17 protein-coding genes are annotated in these 20,106 nt (G+C 64.6%); 6 read left to right on the top strand and 11 right to left on the bottom strand.

The features are described from left to right. Window positions 1-53 precede the first annotated feature (53 nt). The 9 genes from HXS66_RS15550 to rsxA all read right to left on the bottom strand — a co-directional run bounded on the left by HXS66_RS15550 (window position 54) and on the right by rsxA (window position 10,489). Window positions 54-341: a hypothetical protein gene (locus HXS66_RS15550; protein WP_077374218.1), complete on the bottom strand. Its 288-nt coding sequence runs from the start codon at window positions 339-341 to the stop codon at window positions 54-56. A gap of 195 nt (window positions 342-536) precedes the next feature. After that, the gene (locus HXS66_RS15555) at window positions 537-2,744 is read right to left on the bottom strand and encodes an EAL domain-containing protein (protein ID WP_176503994.1); all 2,208 of its coding nucleotides are present in this window, start codon (window positions 2,742-2,744) and stop codon (window positions 537-539) included. Window positions 2,745-2,893: 149 nt separating this feature from the next. Further along, window positions 2,894-3,529, bottom strand: coding sequence for an endonuclease III (gene nth, locus HXS66_RS15560; protein WP_077374212.1), 636 nt, complete (start codon window positions 3,527-3,529; stop codon window positions 2,894-2,896). A gap of 134 nt (window positions 3,530-3,663) precedes the next feature. Continuing rightward, complete coding sequence (locus tag HXS66_RS15565; protein WP_084208213.1) at window positions 3,664-4,374, bottom strand: electron transport complex subunit E; 711 nt, start codon at window positions 4,372-4,374, stop codon at window positions 3,664-3,666. After that, on the bottom strand, window positions 4,367-5,146 hold the full coding sequence (rsxG, locus tag HXS66_RS15570) for an electron transport complex subunit RsxG (protein ID WP_176494415.1): 780 nt from the start codon (window positions 5,144-5,146) through the stop codon (window positions 4,367-4,369). The genes HXS66_RS15565 and rsxG overlap by 8 nt, the downstream gene beginning before the upstream one ends. Next, window positions 5,143-6,183: an electron transport complex subunit RsxD gene (gene rsxD / locus HXS66_RS15575; RefSeq protein WP_176503995.1), complete on the bottom strand. Its 1,041-nt coding sequence runs from the start codon at window positions 6,181-6,183 to the stop codon at window positions 5,143-5,145. The genes rsxG and rsxD overlap by 4 nt, the downstream gene beginning before the upstream one ends. A 91-nt stretch (window positions 6,184-6,274) precedes the next feature. Then, window positions 6,275-9,259 carry an electron transport complex subunit RsxC gene (rsxC, locus tag HXS66_RS15580; RefSeq protein WP_176503996.1) on the bottom strand — a complete coding sequence of 995 codons (2,985 nt, stop codon included), beginning with the start codon at window positions 9,257-9,259 and terminating at the stop codon, window positions 6,275-6,277. Then, window positions 9,259-9,906: an electron transport complex subunit RsxB gene (rsxB, locus tag HXS66_RS15585; RefSeq protein WP_077374199.1), complete on the bottom strand. Its 648-nt coding sequence runs from the start codon at window positions 9,904-9,906 to the stop codon at window positions 9,259-9,261. The genes rsxC and rsxB overlap by 1 nt, the downstream gene beginning before the upstream one ends. 1 nt (window position 9,907) lies before the next feature. Next, window positions 9,908-10,489, bottom strand: a complete 582-nt coding sequence (gene rsxA, locus HXS66_RS15590) for an electron transport complex subunit RsxA (RefSeq protein WP_077374196.1) — start codon at window positions 10,487-10,489, stop codon at window positions 9,908-9,910. Window positions 10,490-10,830: 341 nt separating this feature from the next. Between rsxA and HXS66_RS15595 the strand changes: the two genes are divergently transcribed. Further along, a complete protein-coding gene (locus HXS66_RS15595; RefSeq protein WP_077374193.1) occupies window positions 10,831-11,331 on the top strand; it encodes a DUF3465 domain-containing protein in 501 nt (166 codons plus the stop codon). A gap of 109 nt (window positions 11,332-11,440) precedes the next feature. Here the strand turns inward: HXS66_RS15595 and metG are convergent, their stop codons facing one another. Further along, entirely contained in the window at window positions 11,441-13,492 is a 2,052-nt protein-coding gene (gene metG, locus HXS66_RS15600) for a methionine--tRNA ligase (protein ID WP_136938640.1), read from the bottom strand. 247 nt (window positions 13,493-13,739) lie between these two features. On the opposite strand from metG, the gene HXS66_RS15605 reads away from it, so the two are divergent. Beyond that, the gene (locus HXS66_RS15605; protein WP_077374187.1) at window positions 13,740-14,213 is read left to right on the top strand and encodes a TerB family tellurite resistance protein; all 474 of its coding nucleotides are present in this window, start codon (window positions 13,740-13,742) and stop codon (window positions 14,211-14,213) included. A 122-nt stretch (window positions 14,214-14,335) separates the two neighbouring features. Here the strand turns inward: HXS66_RS15605 and HXS66_RS15610 are convergent, their stop codons facing one another. Then, window positions 14,336-15,040, bottom strand: coding sequence for a cell wall hydrolase (locus HXS66_RS15610; protein WP_176494411.1), 705 nt, complete (start codon window positions 15,038-15,040; stop codon window positions 14,336-14,338). 404 nt (window positions 15,041-15,444) lie between these two features. Here HXS66_RS15610 and HXS66_RS15615 point away from each other — a divergent pair, with 404 nt between their 5' ends. The 4 genes from HXS66_RS15615 (at window position 15,445) to HXS66_RS15630 (ending at window position 20,080) form a co-directional block, all read left to right on the top strand. Beyond that, window positions 15,445-16,158, top strand: a complete 714-nt coding sequence (locus HXS66_RS15615; RefSeq protein ID WP_176503997.1) for an RNA pseudouridine synthase — start codon at window positions 15,445-15,447, stop codon at window positions 16,156-16,158. Between the two features lie 172 nt (window positions 16,159-16,330). Continuing rightward, a complete protein-coding gene (gene apbC, locus HXS66_RS15620; RefSeq protein ID WP_084208220.1) occupies window positions 16,331-17,131 on the top strand; it encodes an iron-sulfur cluster carrier protein ApbC in 801 nt (266 codons plus the stop codon). A 127-nt stretch (window positions 17,132-17,258) separates the two neighbouring features. Next, window positions 17,259-17,825, top strand: coding sequence for a dCTP deaminase (gene dcd, locus HXS66_RS15625; RefSeq protein WP_043334107.1), 567 nt, complete (start codon window positions 17,259-17,261; stop codon window positions 17,823-17,825). Window positions 17,826-18,088: 263 nt separating this feature from the next. Further along, window positions 18,089-20,080 carry an autotransporter outer membrane beta-barrel domain-containing protein gene (locus tag HXS66_RS15630; RefSeq protein ID WP_176503998.1) on the top strand — a complete coding sequence of 664 codons (1,992 nt, stop codon included), beginning with the start codon at window positions 18,089-18,091 and terminating at the stop codon, window positions 20,078-20,080. Window positions 20,081-20,106 lie beyond the last annotated feature (26 nt).

The raw sequence follows: 20,106 nt of genomic DNA on the forward strand, positions 1-20,106 counted from the left end.
ATCCCGCCAGTCTCGGACTGGCGGGATTTTTTGTGGCCGATGAGGTAGCGCGATCAGGCGATCATCCAGCCTAGGAAGGTCAGTCCGAGGAACACCAGCAGGATGCCGCCGATGATCGAGCCTCTGAGCAGTGACGTGACGCCCTTGAACAGCAGATACAGCCCGAACACCAGGCCCAGCAGACTGAAGAGGGAGGTGCTCATGCCCAGCTCACCGGCCAGACCACTGAAGAAGCCCTTGAGGGCGTCGTCGAAATTGGCGAAGAAGCCGCTCAGGCCCTCCACGATGAAGCGGATGGCGGCGCCAAGCTGAGTGCCGATCCAGTTGAAGAAGTCTTCCATTGCGCACGGTATCCGGACAGAAAAGAGGCCACAGTGTGCCATGAATGCGGCGTGGACGCTGTCGTGCTGTTGCACTGCGGCATGTGGGCCCGAGCGTCACTCCTCACTCACCTGCTCACTTTTACTCTCACTCGCACTCTCACTCCAAGTCCCACTCCCACTCTCACTCCAAGTCCCACTCCCACTCCTGCACCATCAGGTGTCCAGGTACCTGGCGGTGAAATCGTCGATCCCCATGGGCTTGTCCATCAGGTAGCCCTGCAGGGCGTCGCAGCCCATCTCCAGCAGCAGCTCTCGCTGTCTGGAGGTCTCAACGCCTTCCGCCACCACGCACATGCCCAGTTCATGCCCCAGCTGCACCATGAAGTTCACCATCCGGCGGTTCATCTCGTCGTTCTCGAGATCATTGACGAAGCTGCGATCCACCTTGAGCTCATCGAAGGGCAGGTGCTTGATGTAGGTCAGCGAGGAGAAGCCGGTGCCGAAATCATCCAGTGACAGCCGCAGTCCCAGCGAGCGCAATTCATGCATGCGTGCCACCGTGGCTGGCATGTCGGTCGCGAAGACATTCTCGGTCAGTTCCAGTTGCAGGTATTCAGGGGAGAGGGGGTGCTGGCCGAGCGTTCTGGCGACATTGCTGACGTAGTGCGGTGATTCCAGCTGTTTGACGCTGACATTGACAGATAGATAGAGCTCGGCGAAACCGGTGCCGTTCTGCCAGCCCGCCAGCAGCCTGCAGGCCTGTTCCAGTACCCAGTCGCCGAGGCTGTCGATCAGCTGGCTCTTCTCGGCCAGCGGGATGAATTCATAGGGGGAGATGTTGCCGAACCGAGGATGTCGCCAGCGCAACAGGCATTCAGCGCCGACCAGCTTGAGCCCTCTGTCGAATTGCGGCTGAAGCTCCATGTAAAGCTCTTCGTGCTCGATGGCGCGACGCAGGTCATTTTCCAGCTGCACGGCCCGCTCAAGCTCCACGCGCATGCTGGGGTCAAAGCGCACGGTCTGGTTGCGTCCGGCTTCCTTGGCGCGATACATCGCGATATCGGCGCGGCGGATGAGCTCCTCCGCACTCAGGGCGCGATCATGGAACATGATGCTGCCCAGACTGGCCGAGCTGTGATGATCCAGTGGCTGCGACTGCGGGTCGGAGAGCGTATAGGGCTGGTTGAGCGCCTGCTGCAGACGTTCCATCAGCTCATCCAGTTCACGACAGGCTGCCTGCGGGTCATGGCTCAAGGGCTGTACCAGGATGACGAACTCGTCCCCGCCAAAGCGCGCGACAAGATCCGTCTCTCGCACCTGGCCGGTCAGACGGTGGGCCACTTCGATCAACAGATGGTCGCCGGTGGTATGCCCCAGCAGGTCATTGATCTTCTTGAAGTGATCCAGGTCGATGAAGATGAGCGCCCCGTGAGTGTCTCTGGCGTCCGTGATGATGATCGCCTGCTGCAGCGCATCAATCAGCGTGGCGCGATTGGCCAGCTTGGTGAGAGGGTCGAAGCGACTGTGCTGATGCAGCAGGGCTTCTGATTCGACGATGCGCGTGATGTCGGTGATGGAACCGATCATGCGCAGGGGAGTGCCGTCGTGATCACGTTCGATCACGTCCCCCTTGTCGATGACCCAGACGACATTCCCGTCCCGTGTCAGCATGCGATGGCGATGGTAGTAGGGTGTCCCGCCTTCCAGGCAGTCCTGGATGGCGACCATGACTTCCGGCGTGTCCTCGGGATGCAGCAGACTGGCGAATTCCTCGAGGCTGTTGTGCAGCTCGTCGTGGGGGACGTTCAGGATCTCGGACCAGCGCCGATTATGCGTCACGGAGCTGTTGGTGATGTTCCAGTCCCAGAAGCCTTCCAGCGAGGTGTCATAGATATGATCGATATGACGGCTCTTGCGCTCATGCTCACGGACTTCCGCGGTGATGTTGTGCGCCAGCACGGCGACCAGCGGCTTGCCATGAATGTCATGGAAGGGCTGCTTGATGGAGCGGAAATGATTGATCTCGCCGGTGGTGCCGTCGGTGGCATCCTCGAAGACCTGCTCACGCTCGAACTTGCTGAGCACCTGCTCCACGCTGCGGCGGAAGAAGCGGCTCTGCTCGGTATTGCCGGTGTAATGACTGTCGTCGCGTCCGATGATGTCTTCGAGCGTGGTGCCGTAGAAGTCGGTCAGGGTGCGATTGGCGAAGCGAAACAGCCCCTTGGCATCCTTGATGAACAGGATGTCGGGATGGGTGTCGACCAGCGTGCGCAGCAGATGGTTCTCGGCTTGCAGCGCCTCGAGACGTGACGACATGGCCTGCAGTCGTGCATGCAGGCTGTCGTCGTCAGACGCTAGGGGCTCGGTGGAGACTTCTGAATGCGAAGGGTGGCGTCCCTCGGCATCGGAAGGTGCGGCCATGGCGGGTTCCCGGGGCGATGGAGATAGCCTCCAGTCTACGTTGCCGCTCGGTTGAATAGGCAGGGAGGCGGGGTCCTCGCTCAGTCAACGTTCACGCCTGCCGGCCACGCATGGTCGAGCCCCCCGATAACGCCTGATGTTCTGATGTGTTAGAGGTCTACCTTGTCCTTGTACTCGCAGAGGTCCTCGATCACGCAGCTGCCGCAGCGTGGTTTGCGTGCCACGCAGGTGTAGCGGCCATGCAGGATCAGCCAGTGATGGGCGTCGACCAGAAACTCCTTCGGTACATGGCGCATCAGCTTGTGCTCGACCTCCAGCACGTTCTTGCCCGGCGCGATTCGCGTGCGATTGGAGACGCGGAAGATGTGCGTGTCCACCGCCATGGTCGGCTGACCGAAGGCGGTGTTGAGCACCACGTTGGCGGTCTTGCGGCCCACGCCGGGCAACGCTTCCAGTGCCTCGCGGGTCTGCGGCACCTCACTTCCATGCTGCTCGATCAGCATGCGGCAGGTCTTGATGACGTTCTCGGCCTTGGTATTGAAAAGCCCGATCGTCTTGATGTACTCCTTCAGTCCCTCGACGCCCAGCGCCAGAATGCTCTCCGGGGTATTGGCGACCGGATACAGCCTGGCGGTGGCCTTGTTGACACCCACATCCGTGGCCTGCGCCGAGAGCAGGACCGCGATCAACAGCTCGAAGGGCGTCGACCACTCAAGCTCCGTGCGTGGCTCTGGATTCTCGTTGCGCAGGCGGGTGAAGATCTCGAGACGTTTCTGGGCGTTCATGGCAGCTCGGTGTCAGGTCGGCGAGGTTCGGTCAGTGTCTGTCTGGAGGAACACAGCTGGCCTCCAGACAGGGAAAAGCAGACAGGGGAAACAGACAGAATAAAGCAGGCAGGCCCGGGGCTCAGGCCCGCGTATCAGGAAATCGTGCCGGTGACGCGCACGCGACGCGAGGCCTTGGGCGCATCCACGGCTGCTGCCTTGCGGCGCTGCTCGAGGCGCTCATCGATGGTCTTCTTGCCCGCGATGATCAGCCCCATGCAGAAGAAGGCGCCGGGCGGCAGCACCAGGAACAGGAAGGAGTAGTCCGGGAACAGCGTCAGCTTCCAGTCGGCGGCCACCGGCCCGAGCAGCAGCTCCATGCCCGCAAACAGCGTGCCCTGACCGAACAGCTCGCGCATGCCGCCCAGCAGTACCAGCACGGCCATGAAGCCCAGCCCCATCATCAGCCCATCGGTGGCCGCCGGCAGCACCGGGTGCTTGGCGGCGAAGGCATCGGCACGCCCGAGAATCGCGCAGTTGGTGACGATCAGCGGAATGAAGATGCCCAGAATCTGGTAGAGCTCATAGGTATACGCCTTCATCAACAGCTCAGCGCAGGTCACGAAGGAGGCGATGATCATCACGAAGGCCGGCAGGCGTACCGCCGACGGCACCAGATTGCGGATCAGTGACACCGCCACGTTGGAGCCGACCAACACCAGCAGGGTGGCAAGTCCCAGGCCGATGGCATTGACGACGCTGGCGGTGACGGCCAGCAGCGGACACAGGCCCAGCAGCTGTACCAGCGCTGGGTTGTTGTCCCACAGGCCGTCGCGGCTGATCTTGCCAAGTGAGATATCACTCATGAGGTTCATCTCCGCCGTGTTCAGAAGTCGCTGATGGCGCAAGCGTGCCGTCAGCGGAGGGAGCGTGTGCGGTGTCCTGTGCCTTGGCGGCGCGGCGTGTCGCGGTCAGCGTCTCGCTGTCGCCGGCCAGCAGCGCCGTGCGATGCGCCATGAAGTAGATCAGCGCCTGACGCACGGCCCCCACGACTGCACGCGGGGTGATGGTCGCGCCGGTGAACTGGTCGAAGTCTCCGCCATCCTTCTGCACCTTCCACTCCACCGAGCTGAGCGTCTGGTCGTCGAACTCATGGATCCATCCGGACTTGCGGGCTTCGATCTTGTCGCCCAGCCCCGGGGTCTCGGCGTGCTTGACGGCGCGCACGCCGGCTACGCTGCCATCTGCCCGGATACCGACCAGCAGGCGGATATCGCCGCTGTAGCCCTTGCCGGTGACCACCGGCAGCAGCACCGCGACGGTCTTGCCATCCCGAGTGGCGCGCCAGCCGGTGTCGGCGCTCACTAGTCCCAGCACCTGGGAGGGCGGCAGGACGAAGGCATCGTCGAGCAGGTCATTGTCGTGCAGTGACGGCGGGATGATCTCGGCAAGCGCGGCGCTCTGGGCGGCACGCTCGTTGTCCGCGATGGTGTCGGCGGTGGTCATCTGGGTGACGGCCACCACGCCGGCGGTGACGATGGCGAACACCGCCAGGCCCGAGGCGGCCCGCGCGATGTTGTGCTTCAGGCCTCGCGCGGCCTGGGCTTGCTGTTCCGGCTGATCCGGCGTCAGGCTCATGCCTTGTCCTCCAGCTTGATGCCGCGACGGGCCTTCTTGTGGCCATAGCTGCGGGGCTGCGTGTAGTAATCGATGAACGGTACGCTGAAGTTCATCAGCAGCACCGCAAAGGCGATGGCATCCGGATAGGCACCGAAGGTGCGAATCAGATAGATCAGCACGCCGATACCCGCGCCGTAGTAGAGCTTGCCCTTGTTGGAGGTCGCCGCCGTGACGGGGTCGGTGGCGATGAAGAAGGCACCGAAGATCGCCGCGCCGCATAGCAGGTGGAACAGCGGGCTGGCATGCTGATCGCCCTCCAACAAGAAGAAGATGCCCGAGATCACGCTCAGGCTGCCCAGCATCGCCACCGGGATATGCCAGGTGATCAGGCGACGTGCCAGCAGCACCAGGCCGCCGAAGCCCCAGGCGATGGCGGTCTGCTGCCAGGCCAGCAGGTTGGCGGCGGGCAGCAGGCTCGGGTCGGCCCAGAACTCGCTGCTGGAAAGCTCGCCCTTGTTGCGGAAGGCGTCCAGCGGTGTGGCGCCGGTCAGGGCATCCGGCGTGGCGATCATGCCGAAGAACTGCCTGAGGCTGTCGGCGAAGCCGAGCGTGAAGCCATCGGGGGCCGACCAGCGCGACATCTCGACCGGGAAGGAGATCAGCAGCAGCGCATAGGCGACCATCGCCGGATTGAACGGATTCTGGCCCAGGCCGCCGTAGAGCTGCTTGGCGACCACGATGGCCGCGACCACGCCGGTCAGTACCAGCCACCAGGGGGCCAGCGGCGGCAGCGAGACGGCCAGCAGCACGCAGGTGACGAGCGCCGAGTTGTCCTTGAGGAAGAAGCTGACCGGCCGTCCGCGCAGCTTGAGCAACAGCGCCTCGAGCGCGATGCCGGTCAGGCAGGCGAAGACGAGATTGAACAGCACGCCCCAGCCATAGTGCCAGCAGAGTAAGGCGATGCCCGGCAGCGTGGCAGCCAGCACCCAGGCCATCACGCGCGAGGTGGCGGTGGGGCCGTGGGCATGGGGAGAGCTTGCGTGCATCAGGCTCATGAGGCGTTCAGATCCTTGCGGTAAATGGACAATGACGTGTGGCGTGCGGTGCAGCGGCCTGCCAAGGGGGCGGTGAAGGAACGCGCGTCACTCATTGCGCGTCCACCAGTGCCTGTACCTCGGCCAGCGACTCGCGGGCGTGTTCCAGATTGCGGCGCGTACGGTCGACCTTGGTGGCCAGTCGCTGGCGGCTTTCATCATCCGCCTCGCTCAGTGCCGCCTCTGCCTTGCGATGGGCCGCCTCGGCCGCCTTGACCGCAATGGTGACCTGCTTGTGACGCTTGGCGAGGTTCTCGGCGCGCGATGCCTCGATCTCGGCCTGGGAGAGCGTCACGTTGCTGGCCATGCTGCCACGACCCACCGACCCCGCGGCAGCCTTGGGGGCCTCGGGAATCAATTCACCCGCGCCCTTGGCGGCAGGCGGCGCGCCAGTGCCCTCAGCTTGCGCGCTGGTCAGGCGAACCTCGGCGGCGCGCAGGTTTTCCTGTGCGGTGGCCAGCAGGGTCTGCAGGTCCTCGATATCGCCTTCACCGCTTTCGCTGGCGCGGGCCAGCGCCTTCTCGGCCTTCTTGACCGCGATATTGGCCGCGGCACGCGCCGTCTTGAGCGCCTTGAGATCGGCAGCCGGCGCTGTGGCTGCAGGGACAGCCGCGCCTGTTGAGGAAGTGCTGGCTGGCGCAGGGGCAGCTGGCTCGCTGGCGTCGCTGGCGGCCTTGAGGTCGGCTTCGGCCTTGGCAAGTCGCGCCCTGGCATCTGTCACGCTGGCCTCCAGCGCCGCGATGTCACCCTCACCGCTATCCTGTGCCGTCTTGAGGGCCTTCTCGGCCTTCTTGACGGCGATGTTGGCGGCGGCACGCGCCGTCTTGAGCGCCTTGAGATCGGCAGCCGGCGCTGCGGCTGCCGGGGCAGCGGCGCCTGTCGTGGAGGTGCTTGCCGCCGCAGGGGCAGCTGACTCGCTGGTCTCGCTGGCGGCCTTGAGGTCGGCTTCGGCCTTGGCCAGTCGGGCCCTGGCATCCGTGACGCTGGCCTCCAGCGCCGCGATATCACCCTCACCGCTGTCCTGTGCCGTCTTGAGGGCCTTCTCGGCCTTCTTGACGGCGATGTTGGCGGCGGCACGCGCCGTCTTGAGCGCCTTGAGGTCGCCAGCCGAAGCTGCGGCAGCCGGGGCTGCGGCGGCGGGGGCGGACGCGCCGGTGGCAGCAGAGGCGGGGGCCGCAGCGGCGGACTCGCTCGCCTCGCTGGCGGCCTTGAGGGCGCTCTCGGCGCTGGCAAGCTTGGCCTTGGCCGCGGTCACGTTGGCCTCAAGCGCCGCAAGATCACTGGCGCTGCTCTCGCCACTGTCCTGAGCCGCCTTGAGCGCCTTCTCGGCCTTCTTGAGGGCGATGTTGGCTGCGGCGCGCGCCGTCTTGAAGGCTTTGATATCGGTGGCCGGTGCCGGTTGGGCAGCCGTGGTCGCTGTGGAGGCCGAGGTCGACGTCGTGTCTGCGGTGGCACTGGCATCGGCGCGCGCTGCGGCGGCCTTCTGGGCGGCCTGGGCACGCTGCTGGCGCTTGGCTTCCTTCTCGGCTTCCTCGCGTGCCATGCGCGCCTGCTTGAACTCGAAGCGGTGACGGGCGCGCTCTGACTTGCGCGCCTCGTGCTGGGCGGTGCGAATCTCGCCCTTGGCGAAGCGGTAATACTGCACCAGCGGAATCTGGCTGGGGCAGACATAGGAGCAGGCACCGCACTCGATGCAGTCCGCGAGGTTGTAGAGCTCGGCCTTGTCGAACTCGCGAGACTTGGAGAACCAGTAGAGCTGCTGCGGGAGCAGCTCCGCCGGACATGCCTGCTCGCACATGCCACAGCGGATGCAGGGTTGCTCGACAGCGGGGGCCGGCACCGCCTCAGGTGAGGAGGCCAGCAGACAATTGGTGGTCTTGATGATCGGCAGGGCGTCACTCTCGAGGGTGAAGCCCATCATCGGCCCACCCATCACCAGACGGGCGATGCCGCTCGCAGAAGGAGCGGCCAGGCGCAGCAGGTCACCGATGGCGGTGCCCAGGCGGGCCTCGACGTTGTGCGGGTGCTGCAGGGCCTCGCCAGTCAGGGTGACGACCCGCGAGATCATCGGCTCGCCGAAGCACACCGCACGCTGCACCGCGCGCACGGTGCCCGGATTGTGCACCACCACGCCGACATCCGCAGGCAGGCCGCGACTGGGCACTTCGCGATCCGTCAGCAGCTTGATCAGCTGCTTCTCGCCGCCGGAGGGGTACTTGGTCGGCACCACCACGACTTCCAGACGTGAATCCAGTGGCGGCAGGCGCTTGTCGGCACGCCGGGCGCGAATCGCCTGCTCCAGCGCGATGACGGCCTCGGGCTTGTTGTCCTCGATACCGATCAGGATGCACTCGGGGCCGATCAGGCTGGCGAGAATCTCGAGCCCTTCGATCAGCGCTTCCGGGTGGGTGCGCATGGTCAAGTCATCGGCGGTGATGTAGGGCTCGCACTCCGCCGCGTTCAGGATCAGGGTGTCGATGGCGTGGCGCTCCCGCACCCGCGCCTTCACCGCCGAGGGGAAGCCGGCACCGCCCTGACCGACCACGCCGGCGTCCTGCAGGCGCTGGATCAGGTCCTGGGCTTCCTGCTGGCGCCAGTCGCGCCAGGCCTCAAGGCGCGCCCATTTATCGATCTCGCCGTCACGCTCGATCACGATGCACAGATCTTCCAGGCCCGAGACGTGAGGGATCTGGCGCGGCTCGATGGCGGTGACCACGCCGGTGATGCTGGCATGCACTGGCGCGGAGATCATGCCCTGGGCGCGAGCGATCAGCTCACCGGTCTTCACGCGCTGGCCGATCTCCACCAGCGGCTGGGCGGGCGCGCCGATATGCTGACTGAGCGGCAGTACCACCTCATGGGGCAACGGGGCAGCCACCAGCGGGGCGCGATTGGAGAGTGCCTTGTGTTCCGGCGGGTGAATGCCGCCGTGGAAGTCGAATACGCGGGGAGCGCTGTCACTGCCTGTCGCGCGCGGGGCAGCGGTGCTCGTGGCAGAACGGGACGTCACCATGGACTTGAGCAACGACAGAACCATCAGGCGACATTCCTTGCAGAGGTGGCGGTAGCGCGCTCTTGCGGGGCAGCGTCAGTGACGATCAGGCTGCCGCTGAAGCGGGTATTGTCTCGGGTCGGGCCGGCCGGCTGTGGCCAGTGCCAGCTGCGCACGTCGGTGGCGACCGGCACCATGTCGATGCAGTCCACCGGGCAGGGCTCGACGCACAGGTCGCAGCCGGTGCATTCGTCGGCGATCACGGTATGCATGTGCTTGGCGGCGCCCAGGATGGCGTCCACCGGGCAGGCCTGGATGCACTTGGTGCAGCCGATGCATTCGTCTTCGCGAATCACCGCCACCTTGGGGGTGTTGTCGGCATCGCCATCCAGCGGCGTGGCCTCGCGCCCCAACAGGTCGGCCAGCGAGGCGATGGTGCTCTCGCCACCCGGTGGGCACTTGTTGATCTCGTCCCCCTCGGCGATGGCCTGGGCATAGGGCTTGCAGCCCGGATAGCCGCACTGGCCGCACTGGGTCTGCGGCAGTAGCTGATCGATCTGCTCGACGATGGGGTCGCCCTCGACCTTGAAGGCCACCGAGGCGAAGCCGAGCAGGCCACCGAAGACGATCGCCATGGCCACCAGCGCGATGATGGCGGAGATCAGCGTATGGTCGTTGAGGAAATCGAGCATGTCAGATCTGCACCAGTCCGGAGAAGCCGAGGAAGGCCAGCGACATCAGGCTGGCGGTGATCATCGCGATGGCCGGGCCCTGGAAGGGGCGTGGCACATCGGCGAAGGCCAGGCGCTCACGCATGGCGGCGAACAGCACCAGCACCAGCGAGAAGCCCACGGCCGCACCGAAACCGTAGAGCGTGGCTTCCATGAAGCTTGAATTGCGGTTCAGGGTCAGCAGCGCCACGCCGAGCACCGCACAGTTGGTGGTGATCAGCGGCAGGAAGATGCCCAGCACCTGATAGAGCAGCGGACTGGTCTTCTTGACCACCATCTCGGTGAACTGCACCACCACGGCAATCACCATGATGAACGCGATGGTGCGCAGGTACTCAAGCCCCAGCGGCGCGAGGATGAAGTGGTAGGTCAGGTAGGCGCACATCGAGGACAGAGTGAGCACGAAGGTGGTGGCCAGCGACATGCCCATCGCCGACTCCAGCTTGTTGGAGACCCCCATGAACGGGCACAGGCCGAGGAACTGAACCAGCACGAAATTGTTGACCAGGATGGTGCTGATCAGGATAAGAAGGTATTCACTCATCAGGGGCGTCGCTCGGTCAGGGTGTTTCGAAGGCGCTCTGGTGTACGGTCGACAGGCATGACGCTGCGCTAGCAGAAGATCATGGCGCGTCGCTGTCGTGCGCAGTCAGGATGCGGCACGTCAGGAAGGAGCGTCGAGCGCGGCAGCATTATACGCAAGATACTGCCTGCCGACAGCCTGTAGCGTGGCAATCAAGGCGCAGTGTTGCCAGTGTGAGACGGCCATTGTTTCGTGTTTTGCTTGGTTCTTGAAGTAATAAAGAAGAATTCCTTTATTACTTTTTATGATTCTGGCGTTGCCAGTGTCTCTTCATCCTCAAGGGATTGCACAAGGAGTGGGATATGCGTCGATCGGGTTCGCGCGGCAGGCGGCCGTTGTGGGTCATTGTCATCGTGGTCATCCTGGCGGGAATTTCCCAGCTGACGGGCAATGGCAACCTTTCGCTCACACAGTTGTGGAGCGACTTCCGCTCTCCGCAGGCCGCGCAGGAGCAGGGCACCGGCTCCGCGGATGAGCAGCGCCTGCGCGATGCCATCCGCGCGCAGCAGAGTGATGTGCAGGTGCGCGGCACGGGGGAGGTGATACGCCTGCTCCGGGATGATCTCAAGGGCAGTCGTCATCAGAAGTTCCTGATTCGAGTGGCAGGCGGGACCACCATTCTGGTGGCGCACAACATCGATCTCGCGCCGCGTATCGACAGTCTTCAGGTCGGGGATCGCATCGGCTTCTACGGGGAATACGAGTGGACCGACAAGGGCGGCGTGATCCACTGGACGCATCATGATCCCGGTGGGCGCCATGTGGGCGGCTGGCTGGAGCATGCCGGTCGCCGTTACGAGTGATCGTGATACTGCCGAGTCCTGAGCCAGATGCCTGAACGACGACGCCCCGCCAGAGACTCTCTGGCGGGGCGTTGCGCTGAAGAGGCTTCAGCGAGGCTGAATCAGCGGATCAAGTGACGCGCTGACCCGGCTTGGCACCGGTGTGCGGCTCCAGCAGGTAGATGCCTTCGTCATCACCGGCGGCCAGCACCATGCCTTCGGAGACACCGAAGCGCATCTTGCGCGGTGCCAGGTTGGCGACCATCACGGTCAGGCGGCCCTCCAGGGCTTCCGGCGCGTAGGCGGACTTGATGCCGGAGAATACGGTGCGCGTCTCGCCGCCGATATCCAGTGTCAGCTTGAGCAGCTTGGCCGCCTTCTCGACGTGCTCCGCCTTGACGATCTTCGCCACGCGCAGGTCGGTCTTCATGAAGGTGTCGAAGTCGATCTCCTCGGCGATCGGGTCGGCGTCGAGCGGGCTCGGCGCGGCGGCAGCTTCCGCCTTGGCGGTACCGTCCTTGATCTTCTGCTCCTCGACCAGCACTTCGCGCGAGGCTTCGAGCATCTTGTCGATGCGCTCCGGCTCGACACGGGTCAGCAGCGGCTTGAACTTGTTGATGGCATGATCGGTCAGCACGCTTTCGCGGCTGGCCCAGTCCAGGCTCTCGAGGTTCAGGAAGTCGCGCGCCTTGTCGGCCAGCTCCGGAATCACCGGCGCCAGATAGACCATCAGCTGGCGGAACAGGTTGATGCCCACGGAGCAGACCTCGAGCACTTCCTGCTCGCGACCGTCTTCCTTGGCCATCGCCCACGGCGCCTTGTCGGCGATGTAGGTGTTGGCTTCATCGGCCAGCTCCATCACCTTGCGCATGGCGCGGGCGAATTCACGGGCTTCGAAGTCCGCCGCGATGCCTTCGCCAGCGGCGATGAAGCGCTCGACCAGCTCCGGCTCGGCGCAGGTGGCGGACAGCTTGCCGTCGCCCAGCTTCTTGACGAAGCCGGCACAGCGGCTGGCGATGTTGACCACCTTGCCCACCAGGTCGGAATTCACGCGGGCGGTGAAGTCCTCGAGGTTGAGGTCGAGGTCATCGACGCCGGAGGTCAGCTTGGCGGCGAAGTAGTAGCGCAGGTATTCCGGGTTGAGGAACTGCGCGTAGGTATCGGCCTTGATGAAGGTGCCGCGCGACTTGGACATCTTGGCGCCGTTCACGGTCACGAAACCGTGGCAGTTGACGCCGGTCGGGGTGCGCATGCCGGCACCTTCCAGCATCGCCGGCCAGAACAGGGCGTGGAAGTAGACGATGTCCTTGCCGATGAAGTGATAGACCTCGGCATCGGAATCGGCCTTCCAGTAGCTGTCGAAGTCGATGCCCTGCTTCTCGCACAGGTTCTGGAAGCTGGCGAGATAGCCGATCGGCGCGTCCAGCCACACGTAGAAGTACTTGCCCGGCGCGTCCGGAATCTCGAAGCCGAAGTAGGGTGCATCGCGGGAGATGTCCCACTCGGCCAGACCCGCCTCGAACCATTCCTGCAGCTTGTTGGAGATCTGGCTCTGCACGCGACCGCTCCTGGTCCACTCCTTGAGGAACTCAGCGAAGTTCGGCAGCTTGAAGAAGTAGTGGGTGGAGGTGCGCATTTCCGGCGTGGCACCGGAAATGGCCGAGACCGGATCGATCAGCTCGGCCGGCGTGTAGGCGGCGCCGCAGGCTTCACAGTTGTCGCCGTACTGGTCTTCGGTCTTGCACTTCGGGCAGGTGCCCTTGATGAAGCGGTCGGCGAGGAACAGGCCCTTGACCGGATCGAACATCTGCTCGATATCGCGGGTGGCGATATGGCCGGCATCACGCAGCGCCAGATAGATGCGCTCGCTGTGGGCGCGGTTCTCCGGCGAGTGGGTGGAGTGGTAGTTGTCAAAGTCGACACCGAACTTGGCGAAATCGGCCTGGTGCTCGTCACTCACGCGCTGGATCAGCTGCTCGGCGGTGACGCCTTCCTGCTCGGCACGCAGCATGATGGCGGTACCGTGGGCGTCATCGGCGCACACGTAATGGCATTCGTGGCCACGACTTTTCTGGAAGCGTACCCAGATGTCGGTCTGGATGTACTCAAGCAGGTGACCCAGGTGGATCGACCCATTGGCATAGGGCAGGGCACTGGTGACCAGAATCTTGCGCGCTGACATGAGGCCTCGTCTTGACGGTAAAGGGCGCCTGCTGCGTGAAGGGCAGCGGCTCGCCGGAATGACACGTGATAGGGGCGAACGCATCGCCCCGTCGGGATGAGCGCTACTATATCGCGAAGGTGCGGGCGGCGCGAAGGGCGCGTCGCGTCACCAGCAACGCCGCCATGCGCAACTGAACGGTTGCATCCCTTCCCGGCGCCCTCATGAAGGATGCTATACGCCACTTTTCCCGTTTCTGGAGGTCAGCATGGCAGCTCAACTATCCGTCGCAGGTCAGATCAATCGTCTCATCCGTCAGGTGATGATGCCCGGCAGTAACGCGCGCCCCAACGATGAACCCGGCCCCGAACTTGCGATGGCCGTGCTGATGTTCGAGGTGGTGCGCGCCGATGACCACCTCGACGTGCGCGAGCGAGAAGCGCTTGCACGCCAGCTGGCCGAGCGTTTCTCGCTGGAGAAGGATGAGCTTGCCAGCCTGTTGTCCCAGGCCGAACAGGATGCCGAACAGGCCACGGATCACTACCGCTTCGTCAAGCAGCTCAACGAGCACATGAGCCTTGAGGAGCGCACCGAGCTGATCGGCATGCTCTGGGAGCTGGCGTACGCCGATGGCGAGCTGGATGCCCATGAGGAGCATCGCATCCGCCGGCTTGCCGGACTGCTGCACGTCAGTCACAGCGAATTCATCCGTACCAAGCTGGCGGCCCAGCCGGACAAGTAAGCTCAGCCGCTCTCATGCAGACGCCCCCGCTGCCAATGGCAACGGGGGCGTCGTGTTTCCGAATTGTGGTCGCAGTGTCGGTTGGCTCTCAACAGCGGTCATCCAGCAGCAGCGGCTCGCGCTCAGTTGCGATAGAACAGGTGCTGACCGATGCGCGCGGTGCGCACGAAGCGCTTGGCCCAGTAGGGTGTGGCGTAGCGGGCGTGGAAGTAGAGCGCGCCGTCGGTGACGTCTTCCAGCTGATGGTTGAGTGCCTGACGGGCCACGTCGCGTGCCTCGGCATAGGCCTTCGGCTCGCGAATCCTGTCGGAACGCCCGTCACACCACCAGGAGAACTGGCAGCTGCCGCTCTCGCCGCCCTGCTTGACCACGCCACAAAGGCTGTCGGGGAAGCGCGGGTCGGCGGCGCGATTGATCACCACGTTGACGATGCCCTGCATGCCGCTTCGGCCTTCGCCCTTGGCTTCCCAGTAGGCGGCGCGCGCCAGACAGGTCAGCGGGTCGTCCACCGGTCGCTGGCCATTGGGGTCGATGGCGCGGGCGCCGGCCTTGGTCAGCAACAGCTCATCGGGGATATCGTCCTGGCCTCGCACCAGCAGGCTCTCGAGGCGCTCGGCCTTGGCGGCGGCGCTGACGGCATTGGCAGCGGCAGGGGTGTCCGAGGCCTGTGGCGCCGAGCAGCCAGCCGCCAGCGTCAGCCCCGCGACAAGCAGCAGATGACGCAGTCCACGCAGCGTGGCGTGGCGGTCGATGCCGGCAATGCCGCGGCGCGGTGCCGGGGGTGTAGCGTGGGCACGCACGGGGTGCGCGGATGTCGATGGACGCATGCAGTTTACCTGTAGACATGTCCTGTAGGCTTGGGGTGGTGTGCCAATCTAGGCAGTGACACAGGCATCCCCCGGCGTGATGACCCTTCGGGCGCGATCGAGCAGTGATGGTCGCATGAGGGCGAGTCGCGCAGACGCGCCATCTTGCCCGATGTCATTCGTTCGATGCCCCTTGTCGGCTTCAACGCAACTCTGACGCAGCTCAGACGACGACAGTCGGGAAGAGTTCCCTGCCGCCATTGAATCACGCCGGGCGGCGGCGGGCATTCTCCCGTGTCATCGCGCCGCCATGTCGTTATCATGGCCGGTCTTCGTGATTGTCCATCGTGCATCACACTTCGTCATCCTGCGCTGGTGCGTGCCATTGCCTCCGGTCGCTAGCGTCGCTGTCCTTGAGAGTTTCCATGACTGAACCCGTCCGTCTATCCAAGTTTCTGGCCCATCAGCAGGGCATTTCACGTCGTGAAGCCGAGCATCTCATCGCCCAGGGCGTGGTGCGAGTCGCGGGCGAAGTCGTCGAGGCGCCGTTCTTCAAGGTCACGGATGAGGAAGTCACGGTCGATGAGGGCGCCAGCATGGAGCCCATCGCGCCGATGACTCTGGTGTGGTATCGCCCGCCGGGCGCTCCGCTGCCGGACCCGCTCACCCTGCGTGACGGCGCGCCGCGCAGTGCGCTGGACCACAGCGGTGCCGACTGGCTCAAGGTGCATTTCCTGTCCCAGCAGCCGCTGGCGGAGCTGGCCGAGGACGAGTCCGGTCTCGCGGTGTGGTCACAGAATCGCGGCGTGATCCGCAAGCTCGGTGATGACCTGGACCAGCTGGAGCAGGAATACGTCGTCGAAGTGGAAGGCACGCTGGATGATGAAGGCCTCAAGCGTATCGGCTTCGCGCTGTGCGCCGACATCCGTGGCCGCAAGCCCAAGGTCAGCATCAGCTGGCAGAGTGATACCCGTCTGCGCATCGCCATGAAGCGCGTGCCGGTGGGCGGTATCCGTGGCGCGGTCGAGGAGCAGGGCCTCAAGGTCATCGAGGTGCGCCGCCTGCGCCTGGGCGCGATCCTGCTGGGCCGCATGGCACCGGGCGAATGGCGTTTCCTGCCGGTCGACGTGCGTTTCTGATCATGGTTCATCGGGTCATGACTCCTCGAGGCATGTCCCATCGGCTTGGCCCGTATCGCGGTGGCAGGCATACTGTGCCCATCGTGTTCCACGGCTTTTTTCGCTGACAGTTCAGACGTCTGCGCCTGCTGCGTTGACCGCGCGGCGCAGGCCGTCACAGGAGTTTCAAGATATGGAAGGTATCAAGCACATCGTGGCCGTCGCCTCCGGCAAGGGTGGCGTCGGCAAGTCCACCGTGACGGCCAATCTGGCACTGGCGCTGGCTCAGGAAGGTCTCAAGGTCGGCCTGCTGGACGCCGACATCTACGGGCCGAGTCAGGCGCAGATGTTCGGCGTGCCGACCGGTCAGCGTCCGGAGATGGCCGGTGAGCAGGTCTTCAGCCCCATCGAGGCCCACGGCATCAAGACCATGTCGATGGCTTACCTGGTCGACGTGAAGGACCCGATGGTCTGGCGTGGCCCGATGGTCGCGGGTGCCTTCCAGCAGCTGCTCAACCAGACTGCCTGGGGAGAGCTGGACGTGCTGTTGATCGACATGCCGCCGGGCACCGGTGACATCCAGCTGACCCTGTCACAGAAGGTGCCGGTCTCCGGGGCTGTCATCGTCACCACGCCGCAGGACATCGCGCTGCTGGATGCCCAGAAGGGCATCGAGATGTTCCGCAAGGTCAAGGTGCCGGTGCTGGGCGTGGTCGAGAACATGAGCACGCATACCTGCAGCCAGTGTGGCCACAGTGAAGCGGTCTTCGGTGCCGGTGGCGGTGAGCGCATCGCCGAGGAATACCAGACTCGCCTGCTGGGCCAGCTGCCGCTGACCCTGAGCATCCGCGAGAATGCCGATGGTGGTCGTCCCAGCGTGATCGCGGAGCCGCAAGGCGAGGTGGCCAAGTGCTTCCTCTCCATCGCGCGTCAGGTCATCGAGACCCTGGACACTGCCGAGGCGGACGAAGGCCCGAGCATCAGCTTCAGCTGAGCCTGAGCCGACACGCCGCCGTCGCCTCGTCGCGAGGTTTCCAGCGGCGCAGCGGGCCGGTATCATGCTGGCCCGCGTTTCATGGCGCTCACGCGTCTCTCCCCCATCAGTCAGTCAGGTACGCTCGATGAGCATCAAATCCGACAAGTGGATCCGTCGCATGGCCGAAAGCCACGACATGATCGAACCCTTTGAGCCCGATCAGGTGCGCTTTCACGATGAGCGCCGTGTGATTTCCTACGGCACCTCCAGCTACGGCTACGACGTGCGCTGCTCGGATGAATTCAAGGTCTTCACCAACATCCATTCGGCGACGGTGGACCCCAAGCACTTCGACGAGAAGAGCTTCGTGGACGTGAAAGGCGATTCCTGCGTGATTCCGCCCAACTCCTTCGCACTGGCCCGTACCATCGAGTACTTCCGCATTCCGCGTAACGTGCTGACCATCTGCCTGGGCAAGTCCACCTATGCGCGCTGTGGCATCATCGTCAACGTGACGCCGCTGGAGCCGGAGTGGGAAGGGCACGTCACCCTCGAGTTCTCCAACACCACCAACCTGCCGGCGCGCATCTACGCCAACGAAGGCGTGGCGCAGATGCTGTTCCTCGAGTCCGACGAAGTCTGCGAGACCAGCTACAAGGATCGCGGTGGCAAGTATCAGGGCCAGCGTGGCGTGACACTGCCGCGTACCTGAGGCACCGGTAGCGGTACTGCTTCCGCTGCCAGCCGCGCCTGTGATTGCCGAAAGCGCCTCCCCCGGGAGGCGCTTTTTCTTTGCGCGAACGCAGGCGAGATCCGTCGTGGATGTGCTCGCTGCTTGCTGCTTGCGAGCCGAAGCATTAGTCGGAAGTTGAACAAAACAATCGATTCAATCACTTGTTTTATTGCCTATGCTTGTCTGCAGGCCACCCCAGAGTGGCTGCAGGACGGATACCTCCCACAAGCAAGGGGCACGCCATGCCATCGCGTTCACATCGCGCTGTATTCCCTCCGACCAGCGCCAGCGGTCTGGTCCGACGTTTCACTCTGAGCAGTCTCGCGCTCGCCATCAGCACCACGCTGCTGGCGGCTCCCGCGCAGGCCTATTCCGACATCTATCTCTTCGGCGACAGCCTGAGCGATTCCGGGCAGTTCCCCGATACCACCCTGGGCGGCCTCAACAGCCTGCGATTCACCAACCGCAGCGGGCCGGATTACGAGAACTCGCCCTATGGCAGTGTCTCGACCCAGTTGCTGGCCACGGAGCTTGGGCTTGCCGCTGAGCCTTCCACCTCGGTGATCTATCAATTGGCCGGCTTCAGTGACGGCACCAACTACGCCGTGGGCGGCTATACCACGGCGCAGATTCTGGCCTCGGTGACCGACGAGGATGGCTCCGAGGTGGTCATCCCCGCGGGCAGCCCGGGCGGTGGTACGGTGCTCAGGGTCGAGGATGGCTATCTGGTCAGCACCGGCGGCAGTGCCGACCCGGACGCGCTCTATTACGTCAATGGCGGTGGCAATGACTTCCTGCAGGGCGTGATCACCTCACCGGCCACGGCGGTCGCCTCCGCCGGCAATCTGGCCGCGGCGGTGGAGGCACTGGCCGCGGCGGGGGCGACCACCATCATGGTCTCCAACCTGCCGGATGTCGGCAGCACGCCGGCCGGTCAGTCGGCGGGTGCCGCGCAGGCGGCGGGGACCTCCGCGCTGGTGGGCGTCTTCAATGACGCGCTGGGCGAGCGCTTGGCGGCGCTGGATGGTCAGGTCAACATCATCCGGCTCGACACCGTCGGCATTCTCGGGGAGGTTCTGGCATCGCCGGCCGAGTTCGGCTTTGCCAGCGACGTGCCGCTGACCCAGGTGTGCTTCTCGGACAGCTGCAACGTCACGCCTTACGGGCTGGGCGGAGCTGCAGAAGACCCGGACTCCCTGCTGTTCAATGACGGGGTGCACCCGACCACCGCCGGCCAGGAGATTCTCGCCGACTACGCCTATGCGATGCTCGCCGCGCCCTCGGTACTGGGGTTGGCGCCGCAGCTGGGCACGGGGGCACTCAATGCCAGTCAGCGCAGCCTCGCCGATGAATTGCGCCCCGGGGCGCAGCATCCGCAGGCGGGAGGGGAGACGGGCGTGCGTGTGTTCGCCATCGGCTCGGCCACTGGCGGCACCGGCGATGGCGAGACCTCCACCGGCCAGCAAGGCGTTGACAGCGAACAGCGCGGCGCGGGTGTCGGCGTGATGCTGCCGCTGGACAACGCGCTCGGCCGCGCCTGGGGCGGGGTGGCGGTCAGTCAGCGCCATGCGGACTTCGATGTGGACGACGGCAGTGAGCTTGAATTGGAAGGTCAGGTATTCAGTCTGTTCGCCCGTCAGCAGCTGGGCAGAGTTGGCATGCAGGCAGTGGCCAGCTACGGTGACTTCGAGTACGACCTCGACCGCCATGTCGCGCTGGGCCAGTCATCGCGCACCCTGTCCGGTGAGACGGATGGCGATGGCTTCAGCGCCGAGGCGCGTCTCGATTATCGCCTCACCGCCGCCGATTCGCTGTGGTACAACGCGCCCTTCGTGGCCTATCGCCACACCGAGTCCGACCTCGATGGCTACACCGAATCCGGCTCCGCCGCCAATGCCCTGAGCGTCTCGGATCAGACGCTGCGCGATCGGCGTGTCGAGCTGGGCTTCATGGTCGATCGCGCCGTCGCGGATGGCTTCGGCCTCTACGGGGAGCTGGCCTACGGCAAGCGTCTCGATGACGACGCCGAGAGCGCCGAGGTGCGTCTGGCGAGCCTGCCGACCAACGCCTACAGCGCCGAGGATCTCGATCGCGGCAGTGACAACTACCTGCGTGTCGATGGCGGCTGGCGCATGCAACTGGGTCGCAATGCCATGCTGCATCTGGGCGCCGGCATCGAGACCTGGGATGAGGTGACGGCGCGCGGCGAGGTGGGCGTGAGTTATACCTTCTAGAAGCGCAAGCGCCGAGAGAGAGGGGA

This window comes from Cobetia sp. 5-11-6-3, assembly GCF_013374055.1.
GTDB lineage: Bacteria > Pseudomonadota > Gammaproteobacteria > Pseudomonadales > Halomonadaceae > Cobetia > Cobetia marina.

Excerpts from the sequence above, each read along its gene's own strand:
- rsxB (WP_077374199.1), bottom strand. The coding sequence starts at position 9,906 with ATGCTCGATTTCCTCAACGACCATACGCTGATCTCCGCCATCATCGCG.
- HXS66_RS15630 (WP_176503998.1), top strand. The coding sequence starts at position 18,089 with ATGCCATCGCGTTCACATCGCGCTGTATTCCCTCCGACCAGCGCCAGC.
- rsxG (WP_176494415.1), bottom strand. The coding sequence starts at position 5,146 with ATGAGCCTGACGCCGGATCAGCCGGAACAGCAAGCCCAGGCCGCGCGA.
- rsxC (WP_176503996.1), bottom strand. The coding sequence starts at position 9,259 with ATGGTTCTGTCGTTGCTCAAGTCCATGGTGACGTCCCGTTCTGCCACG.
- HXS66_RS15555 (WP_176503994.1), bottom strand. The coding sequence starts at position 2,744 with ATGGCCGCACCTTCCGATGCCGAGGGACGCCACCCTTCGCATTCAGAA.
- apbC (WP_084208220.1), top strand. The coding sequence starts at position 16,331 with ATGGAAGGTATCAAGCACATCGTGGCCGTCGCCTCCGGCAAGGGTGGC.
- dcd (WP_043334107.1), top strand. The coding sequence starts at position 17,259 with ATGAGCATCAAATCCGACAAGTGGATCCGTCGCATGGCCGAAAGCCAC.
- HXS66_RS15550 (WP_077374218.1), bottom strand. The coding sequence starts at position 341 with ATGGAAGACTTCTTCAACTGGATCGGCACTCAGCTTGGCGCCGCCATC.
- HXS66_RS15605 (WP_077374187.1), top strand. The coding sequence starts at position 13,740 with ATGGCAGCTCAACTATCCGTCGCAGGTCAGATCAATCGTCTCATCCGT.
- nth (WP_077374212.1), bottom strand. The coding sequence starts at position 3,529 with ATGAACGCCCAGAAACGTCTCGAGATCTTCACCCGCCTGCGCAACGAG.
- HXS66_RS15615 (WP_176503997.1), top strand. The coding sequence starts at position 15,445 with ATGACTGAACCCGTCCGTCTATCCAAGTTTCTGGCCCATCAGCAGGGC.
- metG (WP_136938640.1), bottom strand. The coding sequence starts at position 13,492 with ATGTCAGCGCGCAAGATTCTGGTCACCAGTGCCCTGCCCTATGCCAAT.
- rsxD (WP_176503995.1), bottom strand. The coding sequence starts at position 6,183 with ATGAGCCTGATGCACGCAAGCTCTCCCCATGCCCACGGCCCCACCGCC.
- rsxA (WP_077374196.1), bottom strand. The coding sequence starts at position 10,489 with ATGAGTGAATACCTTCTTATCCTGATCAGCACCATCCTGGTCAACAAT.
- HXS66_RS15565 (WP_084208213.1), bottom strand. The coding sequence starts at position 4,374 with ATGAGTGATATCTCACTTGGCAAGATCAGCCGCGACGGCCTGTGGGAC.
- HXS66_RS15610 (WP_176494411.1), bottom strand. The coding sequence starts at position 15,040 with ATGCGTCCATCGACATCCGCGCACCCCGTGCGTGCCCACGCTACACCC.
- HXS66_RS15595 (WP_077374193.1), top strand. The coding sequence starts at position 10,831 with ATGCGTCGATCGGGTTCGCGCGGCAGGCGGCCGTTGTGGGTCATTGTC.